14 protein-coding genes and 1 pseudogene are annotated in these 14,019 nt (G+C 62.6%); 2 read left to right on the top strand and 13 right to left on the bottom strand.

What is annotated here, in order from left to right; all coding sequences use genetic code 11:
* The 10 genes and pseudogenes from OJJ21_RS04280 to OJJ21_RS04235 form a co-directional block, all read right to left on the bottom strand.
* Positions 1–342: pseudogene (locus tag OJJ21_RS04280) on the bottom strand (ABC transporter permease); the annotation flags it as partial.
* Positions 339–1,532 carry an efflux RND transporter periplasmic adaptor subunit gene (locus OJJ21_RS04275; protein WP_297683495.1) on the bottom strand — a complete coding sequence of 398 codons (1,194 nt, stop codon included), beginning with the start codon at positions 1,530–1,532 and terminating at the stop codon, positions 339–341. The gene OJJ21_RS04275 and the pseudogene OJJ21_RS04280, both read right to left, overlap by 4 nt.
* Entirely contained in the window at positions 1,529–1,918 is a 390-nt protein-coding gene (locus OJJ21_RS04270; protein ID WP_297683493.1) for a TetR/AcrR family transcriptional regulator C-terminal domain-containing protein, read from the bottom strand. The genes OJJ21_RS04275 and OJJ21_RS04270 overlap by 4 nt, the downstream gene beginning before the upstream one ends.
* Positions 1,915–2,523, bottom strand: a complete 609-nt coding sequence (locus OJJ21_RS04265; RefSeq protein WP_297683491.1) for a TetR family transcriptional regulator — start codon at positions 2,521–2,523, stop codon at positions 1,915–1,917. The genes OJJ21_RS04270 and OJJ21_RS04265 overlap by 4 nt, the downstream gene beginning before the upstream one ends.
* A gap of 132 nt (positions 2,524–2,655) precedes the next feature.
* Entirely contained in the window at positions 2,656–3,315 is a 660-nt protein-coding gene (locus OJJ21_RS04260) for a DUF924 family protein (RefSeq protein WP_297683488.1), read from the bottom strand.
* Positions 3,312–4,343 (bottom strand): FAD:protein FMN transferase, encoded by a 1,032-nt coding sequence (locus tag OJJ21_RS04255; protein WP_297683486.1) that lies wholly within the window; start codon positions 4,341–4,343, stop codon positions 3,312–3,314. Before OJJ21_RS04255 ends, OJJ21_RS04260 begins: the two co-directional genes overlap by 4 nt.
* The gene (locus tag OJJ21_RS04250) at positions 4,324–6,531 is read right to left on the bottom strand and encodes a PepSY domain-containing protein (RefSeq protein ID WP_297683484.1); all 2,208 of its coding nucleotides are present in this window, start codon (positions 6,529–6,531) and stop codon (positions 4,324–4,326) included. The genes OJJ21_RS04255 and OJJ21_RS04250 overlap by 20 nt, the downstream gene beginning before the upstream one ends.
* A gap of 12 nt (positions 6,532–6,543) precedes the next feature.
* Positions 6,544–7,014, bottom strand: a complete 471-nt coding sequence (locus OJJ21_RS04245) for a DUF2271 domain-containing protein (RefSeq protein ID WP_297683482.1) — start codon at positions 7,012–7,014, stop codon at positions 6,544–6,546.
* A 289-nt stretch (positions 7,015–7,303) separates the two neighbouring features.
* Positions 7,304–7,816, bottom strand: a complete 513-nt coding sequence (locus OJJ21_RS04240) for a cytochrome b/b6 domain-containing protein (protein ID WP_297683480.1) — start codon at positions 7,814–7,816, stop codon at positions 7,304–7,306.
* A gap of 43 nt (positions 7,817–7,859) precedes the next feature.
* The gene (locus OJJ21_RS04235; RefSeq protein ID WP_297683477.1) at positions 7,860–8,255 is read right to left on the bottom strand and encodes a PepSY domain-containing protein; all 396 of its coding nucleotides are present in this window, start codon (positions 8,253–8,255) and stop codon (positions 7,860–7,862) included.
* Positions 8,256–8,397: 142 nt separating this feature from the next.
* On the opposite strand from OJJ21_RS04235, the gene OJJ21_RS04230 reads away from it, so the two are divergent.
* Complete coding sequence (locus tag OJJ21_RS04230) at positions 8,398–9,057, top strand: response regulator transcription factor (RefSeq protein WP_297683475.1); 660 nt, start codon at positions 8,398–8,400, stop codon at positions 9,055–9,057.
* Complete coding sequence (locus OJJ21_RS04225; RefSeq protein WP_297683473.1) at positions 9,054–10,385, top strand: ATP-binding protein; 1,332 nt, start codon at positions 9,054–9,056, stop codon at positions 10,383–10,385. Before OJJ21_RS04230 ends, OJJ21_RS04225 begins: the two co-directional genes overlap by 4 nt.
* 106 nt (positions 10,386–10,491) lie before the next feature.
* On the opposite strand, the gene OJJ21_RS04220 is transcribed toward OJJ21_RS04225, so the two are convergent.
* From OJJ21_RS04220 to OJJ21_RS04210, 3 genes are all read right to left on the bottom strand, one after another.
* The gene (locus OJJ21_RS04220; protein WP_297683471.1) at positions 10,492–10,797 is read right to left on the bottom strand and encodes a PepSY domain-containing protein; all 306 of its coding nucleotides are present in this window, start codon (positions 10,795–10,797) and stop codon (positions 10,492–10,494) included.
* A gap of 217 nt (positions 10,798–11,014) precedes the next feature.
* Positions 11,015–12,994, bottom strand: a complete 1,980-nt coding sequence (locus OJJ21_RS04215; RefSeq protein ID WP_297683469.1) for a cation-translocating P-type ATPase — start codon at positions 12,992–12,994, stop codon at positions 11,015–11,017.
* A gap of 2 nt (positions 12,995–12,996) precedes the next feature.
* A complete protein-coding gene (locus tag OJJ21_RS04210) occupies positions 12,997–13,692 on the bottom strand; it encodes a VIT family protein (protein WP_297683467.1) in 696 nt (231 codons plus the stop codon).
* Between the last annotated feature and the right edge of the window lie 327 nt (positions 13,693–14,019).

Genomic DNA, 14,019 nt, shown 5'->3' with positions numbered 1-14,019 from the left:
CGCGATGCCCACCACCATGGCACGTACGTCCGAGTTTCCCTTTTGAACCTGCATCGTCAGGTAGGTTACGTTGGCGACCCGCTCGACACCGGGAATCGCGAGGATCACGCGATAGATGTCATCATTGATGCTTGAGGATTCGGCGTATGGGCCGAGTGTGTTCTGCTGGACGACCCACATATCGGCGCCGCTGTTGTCGAGCAGCACCTTGCCGTCGTCGACCATCCCTCGATAGACGCCAGCCATGGTGAAGGTCACACCGATGAGCAGGCCAAGACCGACCCCCGTGAAAACGAACTTGCCCCATGAATGCAGGATGTCGCGTCCGGCGAGGCTGATCATTTGAGTAGCTCCGCGGGATTGTCGGCTACACGAATGCGGCTCGTACTGGCCAATCTGGATGCGCTGTAAACAACAATCCGGTCGCCGACCTTCAGGCCTTTTGTGACCTGTACGACCCCCTCCAGGTCTGCGGCGCCGAGTTGGACGACCGTAAAACGGATTTTTCCATCTTCGATTTTCCAGACGCCCAATTTGCCGCCGACATTCTGGATCGCAGCGTTCGGGATTGCCGGCGACACGGCAAGCTCAGGTAGGGCGACCGATACCTCGGCCAGTTCTCCGATCGGAGGCAGCGGCTCGGGAAGCGTGTCGAACTCCACCTTGGCCAGATTTTCTTCCGTCACTGCGTCAGCGAGGATTTCCACACGCGCCACTCGTCCCGGTACGTCTTTGCCGGCGCGCGAACGCAATGCAATCGAGGCAGGCAGGTCCTGCCGCAGGCCTGTTGCCGCAATTTGATCGAACCGGGCATTGATCCAGAGATTCTTCGGGTCGATCATTTCTATGACCGCCTGGCCGGCAACCATGGTCGTTCCCGGTTCAGCCTTGCGTGCTGCAATCACCCCGTCGACCGGCGCACATAGAACCAGGTTTTCCCGCTGCTTAATCAGGCCGTCGCGGTCGGCGCGATTGCGTTGGAGATCCTGTTGCGACGCGAGGAGATTCGACCGAGCGGCCGAGAGAGCAGCGTCAGCCACCTGGCTGTCCTGCCGCTTGGTTTCCACTGCGACCTGGCTGACGGCGCGGGTCTTCCAGAGCTCTTCATAGCGTTTCGCCTGGGCAAGCGCGAAATCACTACGCGCCAGTGCATCGTCTACCTGCGCTTCCGCAGTCTTTATAGATGCTTCTGCCCGGCCGATCGCCGCATCGAGCGCTGCGATGCGAGCATCAAGGTCCACCGGGTCCATTTCCGCCAGAACCTGACCGGCTTGTACCCTATCGCCCACATCAACATGTATCTTGGCAACGCGACCTGCGAAGGTAGGGCCGATCTTGTAAGAGAAGCGAGCTTCAACTGTGCCGATGCCGAAGAGCGCGGGCGAGATTGAGCGGGCCTCGACGGCAGCGGCCGTGACAGCGACCGGCGCCAGCGGGCCGGAGCGCAACACCACGTAGCCGAACAAGGCGGCAGTCACGGCTCCGACGCCTATGAGCATCAATGTGCGACGCTGCAATGAGGGCAGTTTCACCGGTTTGCCTCCATGCATGCACGATATGATTTGAAGGCATCCGGAGCCGCCTTGCGGATGCTGTCGACATCCCCAACGATAAGCGCCCTAAACACCAGATGTTGGATGGCGGCTATGAACAGACGGGCAGCTATCCTTTTGTCGATCGTGGTTCGTATTTCGCCACACTGTTGCGCCTCTTCAATTATGCTGGAGAGACGCTGTTCGTACCGTTGGATAACTGCCCCGATCATCAGTCTAAGTGCGGAACTGTTCGTCCTGCCGAGCGCAGCGAGCAACATGCGTGGAATGTTCGGATGATCCGCGAGATAGGCAATATCAGCCACAAACATAGCTTCGAGGGATCGAAGCGGAGATATGACAGCCGAGAAATGCGGATGAGTCATCTCGCCGCCTCGACAGCGCGTCGATACAGTTCGAACGCTCCTGGCGCGCTGGCGCGGATGCGCTTGACGTCACCGGCGATGAGGGATTGCATGACAAGCCCCTGAATCGTACCGATGAAGAGGGTGACGGCAGCCTTGTCATCCAGCGTGGCAGCCAACTCGCCACGCTCCTTGCCCTCCGCAACGAGCCGTCCGAGGCGCTCGCCATAACGCTGGATCAAGGTGTGCGCCATGCGCTTGGCTACTGTCTGCTCGGCGCGTTGCAACTCTCCAAACAGCATCCGGGGCACGCCGGGATGCTCGGAGATGAACTCGATATGCGCAGTGAACGCAGCCTCCAGCGCGTCAAGTGGAGAGACCGCAGCGGAAGTCGCCTTGTCGATCCGTGTGAGTAAGCGCTCTGACACCCATTCCATGACGGCCTGAAGAATCGCGTCTTTGGAGGGGAAATGCCTGAACAAGGCGCCTTGGGTCACACCCATTCGCTTGGCGATCGCGCCGGTTGTGATGTCTGTAGGATTTTGCTCCGCCGCCAAGTCGATGACGGTCTCAACCGTCACCTCACGTCGCTCCTCTGCGGAAAGGTAGGCCGATCGCGAGATCATCAGCATCTCCAAAAGCTAGTAATTAGTTACTATCTATCATTTTGTGACGCGAGGTTCAAGCTCCCAGTACGGGATTTAGCGCTCTCACTTCAGTCGTCGTTCGATTGCGAAGCTGGAACTAGGTCGTTGGAATCAACTACAGCCAGCGCTGAACGCTGCCAGATGCGGAAACTCGCTAGCTGCGAGATATATTTTCTCGGCAGCGGTCGATCGCCGTCCGAGAATTTCATTCCGATGGGGATGGCGGCCGAACGAAGTGATGACTTTTCGAACGTCCCGGGCCTGTTTGACGAGGGATTCATAGATAGGACGCAGGGTGGCCGGAGCTTTTTCCGCAATTTCTTTCCGCACGCTGATCAGAAAATCCATGCGCTGCACATGGTCCGGGCCTTCGCAATGACCCAGCGGCAAGCCATGCACCACCTTGAACCAGGGGGTTTCCAAGGACGAATAGTGACGGTTTGAGAAACCTTTCATCGCCAGCGACAGCGCATGAGGGTCCTGCATGTAAGCCTGGTCGCGGCCCCGCCAGACCGATCGCGAGAATTGATCGAGGACTATGATCAATGCCAGCCTTCCCTCTGCTTCCAACGCCCAATAGTCGAGGGCGCCCTGAGCCGCTCTTCTGGTGAGATCAGAAAAACGCGACACGATCTCATCATCCGCACCGCCCTGCATCCGCCAGCGCCAGTATGCACGATGCGTCCGCGCATCGACGTCCAGCGAGCGCCCCTCGGGAAACCAGAAGTCGAGGACGTCGTCCCATTCCTGACGATCATTGACAGGCTTCATATCGAATTTCGTGGCTGCCAGGAACTGAAGTCCGTCGTCGCCGGGAGGGCTGACGCTCGTGCACCGCCCGGCATGGCTTCGCTACCAAACAGAAGGCCGGCCGACTGTGACCGCACTTCTTTTCCTTCGCGCAGGAGAAACAGCGCATCGAGGCGCAGACGTCGCGCAAGTATAAGTCCAGCTTCCGGACCAAGAACCATCAATGCGGTCGCCCATGCGTCGGCCTCGGCGCAGGTGCGCGCGACGACGGTGATGGAGGCGGGAGACGAGGCGAGCGGCGCGCCGCGGCGCGGGTCCATCGTGTGCGAAAGGTAACGGTTTCCGACGACGACCCAGTGTCGGTAGTCGCCCGAGGTGGCCACCGCGGCATCCTGCAAGGCGAGGATCGAATGCGGCGCGCGGCGCTCACGGTCCGGTTCCTCGACCGCTATGGTCCAGGGCTGGCCGTCGGGGCGCAGGCCAAGCGCCCGCATCTCACCGTCGATGCCGACCAGGCCGGAAACGATGCCGAAGCTGCGTAGCGTTTCAGCGAGCCGATCGACACCGTAGCCTTTGGCGATACCATTGAGGTCGAGGACGACAGGGGCGCGCTTTCGGACCCGCCGGCCTTTGGTGTCCAGCTCAAGCACCTCGTGCGCAGGCCGGCGCGGAGCGGTGAATGCCTCCCGGATGAGGTTCTGATCGGCCGCCGCCGGACCGAAACCCCAGGCATTCACCGCGTCGCCCACGCTGATGTCGAAGGCGCCGCCGGAGGTGCGGTCGATGTCGAGCGAGAGGCGCAGCACGTCCATCAGCCGCTCCGGCACAGTTATCCATTCGCCGACCAGCGCAGCGTTGAGGCGCATCAGGTCGCTGTCCGGCTTCCAGGTCGACATCTGCGCGTCCACCTCGTCGACTGCAATCTGGAGTGCGTTCCGGATCGGGGCCGAGTCAAACCCTTCCGCCCTGTAGAGCAGAGCCGACCAGCGCGTGCCCATGGTGGCGCCGTTCAGCGCATGCCGCCTGGGATCAATAGACATCTTCGACATAGCGCCCTTCCGCCTTGAGCAGAGCCGGCGACAGACCTGCGGGCGCCAGGATGTCTGCGAGCGCCTCCGAAACCCCCGCTGCCATGCCGCGCCCGCCGCAGACCATGATTTTCGCGCCCTTACGGATCAGCTTTACGATGTCGGCGGCTTCCTCGCGCAAGGCATCCTGCACATACCGGGGCATTCGTCCGCGCGAACAAGCTGTCGCGAGTTGCCGGAGACACCCCTTTTGCTGCCAGGCCGTCAGTTCATCGGCATAGAGAAAGTCGCTGTCGGGATGACGTATCCCGAAAAACAGGTAGATCGGGCGATGCCGCGCATTGGCGCGCACGAATCCGGCCAATGGCCCAATTCCCGTCCCCGCACCGATCAGGATCAGCGGCGTGCGACCGCGGCCGGCGTGAAAGCCGGCGTTGGCGCGCAGAAAGCCGCTTACGGTATCGCCGACTTCCAACCCGAGGAGTTGGCCGGAGCACAGGCCGGCCGGATATTTCCTCACAACGATCTCGATGAAGCCATCGCGCCGTCCCGAGGCCAGCGAATAGAATCTTGGCACGGCCGAACCTTCGGGAAGGATGCCGAGCAGATCCCCTGCCGAGAAGCGACCGAAGTCACGGCCCGCAAGCCGCCGCCACAGCGGAACCTTGGGCAAGGCGAAACGTAAGATGGCGGTCGGGGCCTGTACCTCCGCCCCGTAATCGCGGCGGGAAACAAGCGTCAGCGGAAGGACGGCCGGCACAACCGTCTCATGGACAAGTTCCAGTTCGACGCCCATCGCTACGCCGAGCACCCGGCCCCAGCGGGCGAAGTCCTGCGTCGACTGACGGTCGATCATGTCGAACGGGACCAGCATGCTCCAGCCCTTGGCCTCCGCTGTCTCGGCAACCGCTCGCGCGAAAGCGCAATATGCTGGAAAGCTGCGGTCGCCAAAGCCGAGGACGGCTAGGGGAACCGCGGGCGCAGCAGGTAGGGATTGCAATCGGTCGATGAACCCTTTCGCCGAGGCCGGCGCATCGCCGTCGCCATAGGTGGCGGTCAAGATAAGGATGCGCTGCGCGTGCACGTAACGCGCAGGGTCGAAGGAGGACATCGCCGCGGCATGAACGGTCTGCCCGATATTCGTCAGTGCGGCATGCAGCGTCGCGGCAAAGCTCCAGGTACTGCCGCCTTCGCTGCCGACAAGCAGAATCGTCTCGGCGCGACCGGCGGTGGCATTGCCGCGAATGCGTGGCCTTGCGCGCCAACCTGCAAGCCAGAGGATGACGCCCGTCACCGTCATAATCGGCACGCCAAGCGCCATCAGGCCGAGAATGAGCCCCAGTCCGGCGGCGCCTTGCCCGGTATGAAGCATGTAGATGGTTTCCGAGATGCGTTGCCACCCGGTCAGATCGCTCCAGGCCAGCAGCGCACCGGTGCCCTGATCAAGCGTGCCGGTACCGCGATCGGTCTTGACCGTAAAGACGTCTGCCGCGTCGTCAGGTGCGGGAAACGCCAGGCTGCGCAATTCAGCGGCCGGGGTCTCCTTCAGGATATTCATCTCCGCAAGCGACGCACCGACCCGGCCGCTCGGATCAGTCTGCATTGCCGGTGATGCTGGCCCGTCGGGCAGTAGCTCGAAGGTCGAAACGGTCATCCATAGGGCTGTGAGGGAGGATAGCAGCAGACCGGCGACGGCCACGCGGGCGATCTCGACATGCAGCCGTCCCGAAATCGGCCCGCGCAGGGGCGCGAACCAGCGCCGCCAGCCGCCAGCCCTGCGCGCGACAAGCACGGTGCCGGACAGGGCCAGTACCAGCATGGCTGCGGCTCCCGCAGCCGCTGCGATGCGACCGCCATCACCAAGAAAGAGCGATCGATGCAGGTTGGTCAGCCACCGTTCTAGCGGGTTCGGGTCGGCGGAAGCGATACCCTGCCCGGTGACCGGATCGATGACCGCCGACTGCGGCGTGCCGCCCTCGAACCAGTATGCGGTGATCCGGCCCGAGGGCGCTCGCCGAATCTGCTCCACCTGGGGATGGGCGGCCTGGACGCGCTCCGCCAGATCGGCAATGGAAAGGGAAGCTGCGGCCTGCGGCGAGGACAGGCGCTCGGCAGTTGGAAATATCGAGAGGGCTGCGCCGCTCAGACTGAGCACCAGCAACACAAGCGCAGCCAGGAGGCCTGGCCAGCGGTGAAGTCCGCGGATCATGACGCTCTCCGGCTACATCGAGTAGGTGAAGCTGGCGATGTAGCGCCGTCCACGTACCGGGGTCTTTGCACCATTCGTCGTCAGTGGAACCGCGACTTCGTTGGGGCTGTCGCGCATGTCCTCGACGGCAGCATCGATGTGCAGCGTATAGCCAGCGTCAAACAGGGCATCGGCCAAGTCGAGTGTGATTTCCAGCGTCCGTCCCGCGCCGACGCTGGCGCCCGTAATGCCGTTGATCTCGGCAACCCTGCCACCGGTCGCGCGGTACCAACCCGTCAGATGCTCGTAATATTTCGATTTGCCGCCAGCCACCCACAGGCTGCCGACATACGCGCCCTTCGCATCAGTGACATAGAGTGCGAGGTAGGCGCCGTCGCCACCGTAGTTGCTCAGCGTCGTGGTGAACGTGACAGGCCGCGCCACGGCAAGGCTCGGGAATGTGAGTGCCGTGGTCAAGGCAAGTGCTGTGAGGATGGTCTTCATGGTGGCCTCTGCCTGTTTAACTGCGGCCGCAAACAAAAATGTTGGGGCCGATTTAACGGGGCCGGACCAGTTGGAGGACACCGAACCAATCCGGTGAAAGCAACCTGAAGCAAGCAACTGAGCGTTTCCTGACGGCACGTTGTTTTCTGCTTCAGCTTGCTGTCAGGAAGACGTCGAGCAGATCATGGCGCTGCGCGATCACAAGTTGACCAAAAGGCTCGGCCCTGCGCCGCCTCGCATCGTTTCGATCCGGGACGGCGTGGAGCCGGACGAAGAAGGTTATCGCTGCTCAGCGCAGGCTCATGCGCTGCAAGGTTCCGTCGCGCAGGACAAACTGATGCCAGACGGCCATCAGGGCATGCAGACCGGCAAGGATGAGGATGAAGGTCCCCGCATTCTCATGAAGCTCGGCGATCAAACCGGGACGACTCTGCACCTTCGACGCGATCGCCGGAAGCTCCACGCCGAGGAACGATACCGGCACGCCCATGCGTGATGCCGCATACCAGCCTGTGATCGGCAATCCTATCAGCAGCAGATAGAGCAAGCCGTGGCCGGCTTTCGCAGCAGCCGCGAGCCAACCTTGCCTATCGGCTTCGGGCGTGCGGCCGGCCACCCGCAGGACCAGCCGGGGCAGCACCAGGACGAGCACCGCAAGCCCGAGCGAAAAGTGCAGCAGGGGCGGGTTCTCGGCGATCTTGCGACCACCCTCGGCCGTGAACCAGGCACCGAGCACCAGAAGGGCGGTGAGCCAGTGGATGACGATCATGCTCGCCGAATAGCGATGCGACTTGTCGGGCATATTGAGGTCTCCTTGAGATGCGCCGGAGCGAAAGTGCGACGTCTTATTTCACGACAGCCTTTGGCCGCGTAATCGTCCCGAACAGGCCGTTCGCAGATGCCCCGTCGGCAGCTTCCCGCCCGATGTTCTGCGTCCGTTGGCGTTCGGCTCCGTGATGGTCGTCATCTCGATCCTTGTAGCGGAGCTTGACGATTTCGAGCGTCGCAGGGTCGATCTTGGCTTTGAAGGGGCGACCTCCTTCATCGGTTCCGCGGATTTCGTAGCAGCCGTCGTCGATCTTGATCCGGGTGACGGTCCAGCCCCGCCCAGCCGCCATCGTCTGCACCGCCTCGCGCGGCTGCCACTTCTCCATTGGAACGTGGCAATCGTCGTCCGCCCTTGCGGTTCCCAACCCGGCCAACGTCAGAACGAGGATTGCCGCCGCCATCTGCTTCATCATCTGATTGTTCCCGATCAACGCGATATAGTCACAACCATGGCAGGCTATCCTGACGAATGGCTGAAGCAGCGGCTGATACCCCTTCAGCAAACCGACAGGTTCAAACCGTAGAAAAACAGCAGAAAGGGGAACCGATCCCAAGATGAGAGTCTTGCTCGTTGAAGACGATGCGATCCTCGGCAAGGCCGTTCGCGATCATATCGCCACCAACCATTCCGTCGATTGGGTGATCCGGCTCGACGCCGCGCGTGAGCATCTCGATAGCGCGGCCTACGACCTCATCCTGCTGGATCTGATGCTTCCCGACGGGCTGGGTGTCGGCTTCCTGCGAAAACTGCGTGCAGCAGGAAGTGTGACGCCGGTCATCATCCTGACGGCGCTGGACCAGATTTCCGACCGGATCGAAGGACTCGACGCCGGCGCCGACGACTACATGATCAAGCCCTTCGATCTTTCGGAGCTGTCGTCGCGTTTGAACGCCGTCGCGCGGCGCTACAGCGGCAATCCCAATCCTCTCATCGAGATCGGCGACCTGCGCGTCGATCTTGCCGCGAAAACCGTGAAGCGCGGCGGGCGCTCCGTCGAACTGACCGGACGGGAATGGGCACTATTCGAGACCTTCCTGCAACGGCCGGGCGTCGCGCTGACCAAGGCCCAGCTCGAAGACCGGCTCTATGCGTTCGGCGCCGAAGTGGAGAGCAACACGATCGAGGTCCATGTCAGCCGGCTGCGCAAAAAGCTGGGGCATGCTGTCATCGATACGGTTCGCGGTATCGGTTATCGTCTCGGAAGCGCGCGATGAAGCGCCCGAAAAGCCTGCAATGGCGGCTTTCGCTGTGGCTCGGCCTCGGCATAACGACGCTTTGGGCGGTCGCCGCCGTGGTTACGGTTTACAGGCTGCACAATGAAATGAACGAAGTCTTCGACAGCGCGCTCGAGGAGACCGCGCAACGGATTCTGCCGCTTGCGGCGCTCGAAATCCTCGGGCGCGATGCCGACGATTCGGAACAGCGCGTGGCGACGCTGCGTCAGCATGACGAATACTTCACCTATATCGTGCGTGACGAAGCGGGCAAGGTTCTGCTCAGCTCGCACAATGCGGATCTGGCGGTCTTCCCGCCATTTTCGGGAATGGGCTTTACCGATACGCAAACCCATCGGCTCTATTCCGACGCCGCGCTGCAAGGCAGCCTGACGATCACCGTCGCCGAACCGCTTTCGCATCGGCGAATGGCGGCGGAACATGCCTCGCTGGATCTCGCCCTGCCACTCGGCATTATCGTTCCCCTCAGCCTCTTCGGTGTCTGGTTCATCGTGCGGCTGTCGATGGCCCCTGTCCGGACTTTCCGATCACAGATCGAGGTGCGCGGCGGCGGCGATCTTGCTCCGGTCAAAGCCGACAACCTGCCTTCCGAGATCGAACCAGTCGCTCATTCGGTGAACCGCCTTCTTGAACGCCTGAAACGGACATTGCAGGCGGAGCGAACGCTGGCGGCGAAATCCGCCCATGAACTACGAACGCCGGTCGCGGCTGCACTGGCACAAGCGCAAAGGATGATCATCGAGGCTACCGATGACACGACCCGCGAACATGCGTGCGACATGGAAACTGCCCTGCGGCGTCTTTCCCGGCTGACCGAAAAGCTGATGCAGCTTGCAAGGGCCGAGGGCGGCCGCCTTCTGGCTGAGAAGCCTGTCGACATCGCAGTCATCCTGCGCATGGTCGTCAGCGAGTTCGGCGAACACACCCATAGCGCTGGTCGGGTCGAACTGACGATTCCCGACAATCCGGTATCCGCCAATATCGATCCGGACGCCTTCGCCGTTTTGGCGCGCAACCTCATTGAAAACGCCCTTAAGCATGGCGATCCGAAGGAGCCTGTCAGTGTCGCGCTATCGGTTGAGGGCACCCTGCACGTCACGAATGCCGGTCCGGCCGTGCCGGCGGAGACGCTTGCCCGACTGTCCGAGCCTTTCGAGCGGGGCCAGTCCGAGGCGGACGGCGCGGGTCTCGGCCTGGCCATCGCCAAGACGATCGCCGCTGGTACGGGCGGCAGGCTTGATCTGATCTCGCCGATAGAGGGGCGGCAGGACGGTTTCGCGGCCGTATTTTTCTCTGGCAAGCAATAGCGCAGCCAGCAGCCTGCTCCCGTTATTCCAGATACGGCGAAGGCACGCACGCCTCAGAATGAATGCCTTTGCCGACCGTCCGGGCGCGTCTCGACTACGCGTGGCCCTACTTCTCCTTCCGTAGCGTACCGCCATCGTCACCGAAGCGTTTGACCTTTCCGTCAACAACCTCCAGGGTCGCCGGGTCGACTTTGACCTTGAGGATGTTGCCGCTGGCATCGGTCACCCGAAGCTCGTAACAGCCATCGTCAATCTTCATCCTGTCGATGGTCCATTCGAAGTCGCTTGCAAGCTTCGCCAGCGCTTCGAACGATTGCCTCTTTTCCAGCGGTACATCGCACGCCTCACCGGCAAGAGCGGCGCCGGCTGGCAGCATCGCCAACAGTGCAAGCATCGTGAGAGACTTTTTCATGGTTCCAACTCCTCAGTTGCCATCATCTACGCGTGGAACCATGCAACGCTTTGCTGATGGGCTCCTGAAGAACGATAAAAATTCCTGTCAGCTTTCCGTCAGTCAGGATGCACGGCAGCCGCCACAGACGACAGGCTGAGGTCGATCACTCTTGCAGGAAAAAAGGAGCGGCAATGTCGAAGCGGCATAGGCTGCCGTTTCCGCAGGATAGGGTGTTTCATGCCGGCCTGTCGGCCGTTGATGTGTTCGGTGGAAGTACAGATAGGCTTGAGCGCACCGCTCCCCGATGCGTGGAAATTGCCTCGTCTACATTCCGCCGGATACTGTCCGAGAGAAGGCGCAAGCCGTTCAGGACGACCAGTACGGTCCCGCCTTCATGTCCAACCACCGCCAGCGGCAGCGGCAGATCGAAGAACAGCCCGCCTGTGACGAGCGCCAGCATGGCGCCTATCGCGACGGCGAGGTTCTGCCGGATGACAGCGGCGGTGCGCCGCGCCAGCCGGTGCGCCTCCGCCAGCTTCTTCATGTCTTCCGACAGCAGGGCCACATCGGCCGCCTGAAGGGCGACATCCGAACCGGCCGCCCCCATGGCGATGCCGACATCGGCGCGGGCAAGGGCGGCGGCGTCGTTCACGCCGTCGCCAACGAATGCGACCTTGCCGCATTCCGCCAGTTCACCGATTTGGCGCACCTTGTCCTGCGGCAGCATTTCGGCGTGGATCTCGTCCGGGCCGAGACCGAGTTCCGCGCCGATGCGCAGGGCCACCGGCCGGCGGTCGCCGGTCATCATGACGATGCGGCGCACGCCGCCGGCACGCAGGGCGGCGAGCGCCGGGGCGGAACTCGCCCTCGCCTCGTCCGCGACGCTGACGGCGCCCAGAATGGTCGATCCTCGCCCGAGATAGACGACGGTTTGCGCGTTCTCCTCCAGTTCGCGGAATTCGGCGCGATCAGTGGACGCATCCATTTCCCTGGCGAGATAAGAGTTTCCAGCCCAGACCGGGCCAACCTCGTCCCGCCCGACGATTCCGGCGCTGGGACGGGAGTTGACATTCATGACCTGCGCCGGTTCGATCCCGTGTATGACCGCCTCGCGGCGGATCGCTCCGGCGATGTGATGCTCGGAATGAGCTTCGAGCCCGGCCAGCAGGGACAGGAAGCGCCGGTCCTCACCGTTCAGCGCAATGATCCGTGTCACCTCCGCACGGCCGTTGGTCAGCGTGCCTGTCTTGTCGAAGGCGAAGGTATCGACGGCTGCCAGCATTTCGAGCGCGCCGCCGCCCTTGAAAAGAACGCCGCCCCGCGCCGCAGCCGAGAGCGCCGACAGGATCGCCGCCGGCACCGATATGACGATCGCACAGGGGCTGGCCGCGACCAATAGCGTTGCCGCCTTATAAAGTGCCGGTTCCCAATCTCGCCCGAGCCAGTAGAAGACGACAAAGGCGAGAACAGCACCGAGCAGGACCGCGACTGTATAACGCTGTCCGAACCATGCGCTGAAACGCTCGGACGGCGCTTTCGCCTCCTGGGCCTCGGTGACCAGCCGGATCATGCGCGCGATCGTGCTGTCGCCGATCGTTCTCGCTATCGTCACTTCCAGGATGCCGTCGAGATTGACGGTAGCCTCGAACACCTGCTGGCCCGGCTCCTTGGAGACGGGCATGGATTCGCCGGTGATGTTGGCCTCGTCGATACCGCCGCGCCCTTGCAGGATCACACCGTCGGCGGGCACGCGCGCGCCCGGCCGCAGGATCACGACGTCGCCGACGGCAAGCTCCGCGGCGGAAACCTCGGCGACCGCACCGTCCGCGTTCTTCCGAAACGCCGTCTCCGGGCGGAGCGCCATCAAGGCCTCGACCGCGCGGCGCGCGCGCCCGAGCGCTTGATGCTCGAGCGTCGTCGACACGCTGAACAGCGTCAGCAGCACGGCACCTTCAAACGGCGCGCCGACAATCGCCGCGGCGATCGCGGCGACCACCATCAGGAGGTCGATGTCGAGGATATGCTGCCGCCACAGCGCGGATAGGGCCGTCCACGAGGCGGGAATCCCGCCGGCACCATAGGCGAGCGCCAGACCCGGCCACCGCAGGACACCAAGTCCCTCGGCCGGCGGCCAGGTCCCGACCGTCGCCAGGATCATACCCAGCACCGTCAGGAGCGACATCAGCATCGGGATATCGAACGAGAAGCGCCTCATGATCAGACCGCCCGGCCGATAAGGGCGCCGATGGCCGCCGTCGACGCCATGGCCACCGCGCCCCAGAAGACGACCCGAACAGTCGGTTTCCAGACGCTGGCGCCGCCCGCGCTCGCGCCAACCGCCCCGAGTGCGGCAAGCCCGACGAGACAGGCGATGGACACGGCCCATGCGACCGTTCCCGCCGGCGCGAGTAACGCCACGATCAGCGGCAGCGCCGCGCCCACGGAAAAGGTCGCCGCGGATGTAAAGGCCGCCTGGACGGGTCTGGCCATCACATGGCTCGACAGTCCGAGTTCGTCGCGCGCATGCGCCTCGAATGCGTCCTTCGCCATCATTTGCTTGGCCACCTCAAGGGCGAGATCCGGTGCGACACCGCGCTGCTCGTAGATCGCAGCGAGTTCCGCTAGTTCCGCCTCCGGCTGCGTGGCCAGTTCGCGGCGCTCGCGCGCCATGTCGGCTTCTTCCGTGTCGGCCTGTGAGCTGACCGAGACATATTCGCCGGCCGCCATTGACATGGCTCCGGCCACCAGCCCGGCAACGCCCGCCACAAGGACCTCGTGAGGGCCGGCGGTCGCCGCCGCCACGCCCACGATGAGGCTCGATGTCGAAATCAACCCGTCATTGGCCCCGAGCACGGCCGCCCGAAGCCAACCGATACGTTCGATGAGATGATTCTCTTTGTGTAAAGTGCGCACGATAATGCTCCCGAATGCGATCGGTCGGTTCCGAAGTACAGCCCGCTCCGCTCGGGCTCGCGGAGCTCAGCCAACCAGTCGGCCGGTAATTAGATTTAGAATTATTCTAAAGAGATGGCATGCGCATCGCCATCAGTCAATCAATTAGAATCCTTCTAATTGAGAGATCGGTGTCAATGGGATGTAGCAATCACGACGGGCCATACGATCCTCGCTGAAAAGGTCGGCTTTGACGAGTTTACCGCGCCAGAAATGCTGGCAGAGATTTCGGCATCTCTTCAACCCGAGTCATAAGCGATCGGTCGACAACTAGAATTTGGGCTACAG

It is taken from the genome of Ferrovibrio sp., from assembly GCF_025869515.1.
GTDB lineage: Bacteria > Pseudomonadota > Alphaproteobacteria > Ferrovibrionales > Ferrovibrionaceae > Ferrovibrio.
Note: the sequence above shows the minus strand (reverse complement) of the source record. Positions and strands in the feature narration are given on the sequence as shown.

What these genes read in the sequence shown, in the direction of transcription:
- OJJ21_RS04265 (WP_297683491.1), bottom strand. Translation starts at nt 2,523, where the DNA reads ATGATCTCGCGATCGGCCTACCTTTCCGCAGAGGAGCGACGTGAGGTG.
- OJJ21_RS04235 (WP_297683477.1), bottom strand. Translation starts at nt 8,255, where the DNA reads ATGATGAAGCAGATGGCGGCGGCAATCCTCGTTCTGACGTTGGCCGGG.
- OJJ21_RS04250 (WP_297683484.1), bottom strand. Translation starts at nt 6,531, where the DNA reads ATGATCCGCGGACTTCACCGCTGGCCAGGCCTCCTGGCTGCGCTTGTG.
- OJJ21_RS04255 (WP_297683486.1), bottom strand. Translation starts at nt 4,343, where the DNA reads ATGTCGAAGATGTCTATTGATCCCAGGCGGCATGCGCTGAACGGCGCC.
- OJJ21_RS04270 (WP_297683493.1), bottom strand. Translation starts at nt 1,918, where the DNA reads ATGACTCATCCGCATTTCTCGGCTGTCATATCTCCGCTTCGATCCCTC.
- OJJ21_RS04260 (WP_297683488.1), bottom strand. Translation starts at nt 3,315, where the DNA reads ATGAAGCCTGTCAATGATCGTCAGGAATGGGACGACGTCCTCGACTTC.
- OJJ21_RS04230 (WP_297683475.1), top strand. Translation starts at nt 8,398, where the DNA reads ATGAGAGTCTTGCTCGTTGAAGACGATGCGATCCTCGGCAAGGCCGTT.
- OJJ21_RS04220 (WP_297683471.1), bottom strand. Translation starts at nt 10,797, where the DNA reads ATGAAAAAGTCTCTCACGATGCTTGCACTGTTGGCGATGCTGCCAGCC.
- OJJ21_RS04225 (WP_297683473.1), top strand. Translation starts at nt 9,054, where the DNA reads ATGAAGCGCCCGAAAAGCCTGCAATGGCGGCTTTCGCTGTGGCTCGGC.
- OJJ21_RS04215 (WP_297683469.1), bottom strand. Translation starts at nt 12,994, where the DNA reads ATGAGGCGCTTCTCGTTCGATATCCCGATGCTGATGTCGCTCCTGACG.
- OJJ21_RS04240 (WP_297683480.1), bottom strand. Translation starts at nt 7,816, where the DNA reads ATGCCCGACAAGTCGCATCGCTATTCGGCGAGCATGATCGTCATCCAC.
- OJJ21_RS04245 (WP_297683482.1), bottom strand. Translation starts at nt 7,014, where the DNA reads ATGAAGACCATCCTCACAGCACTTGCCTTGACCACGGCACTCACATTC.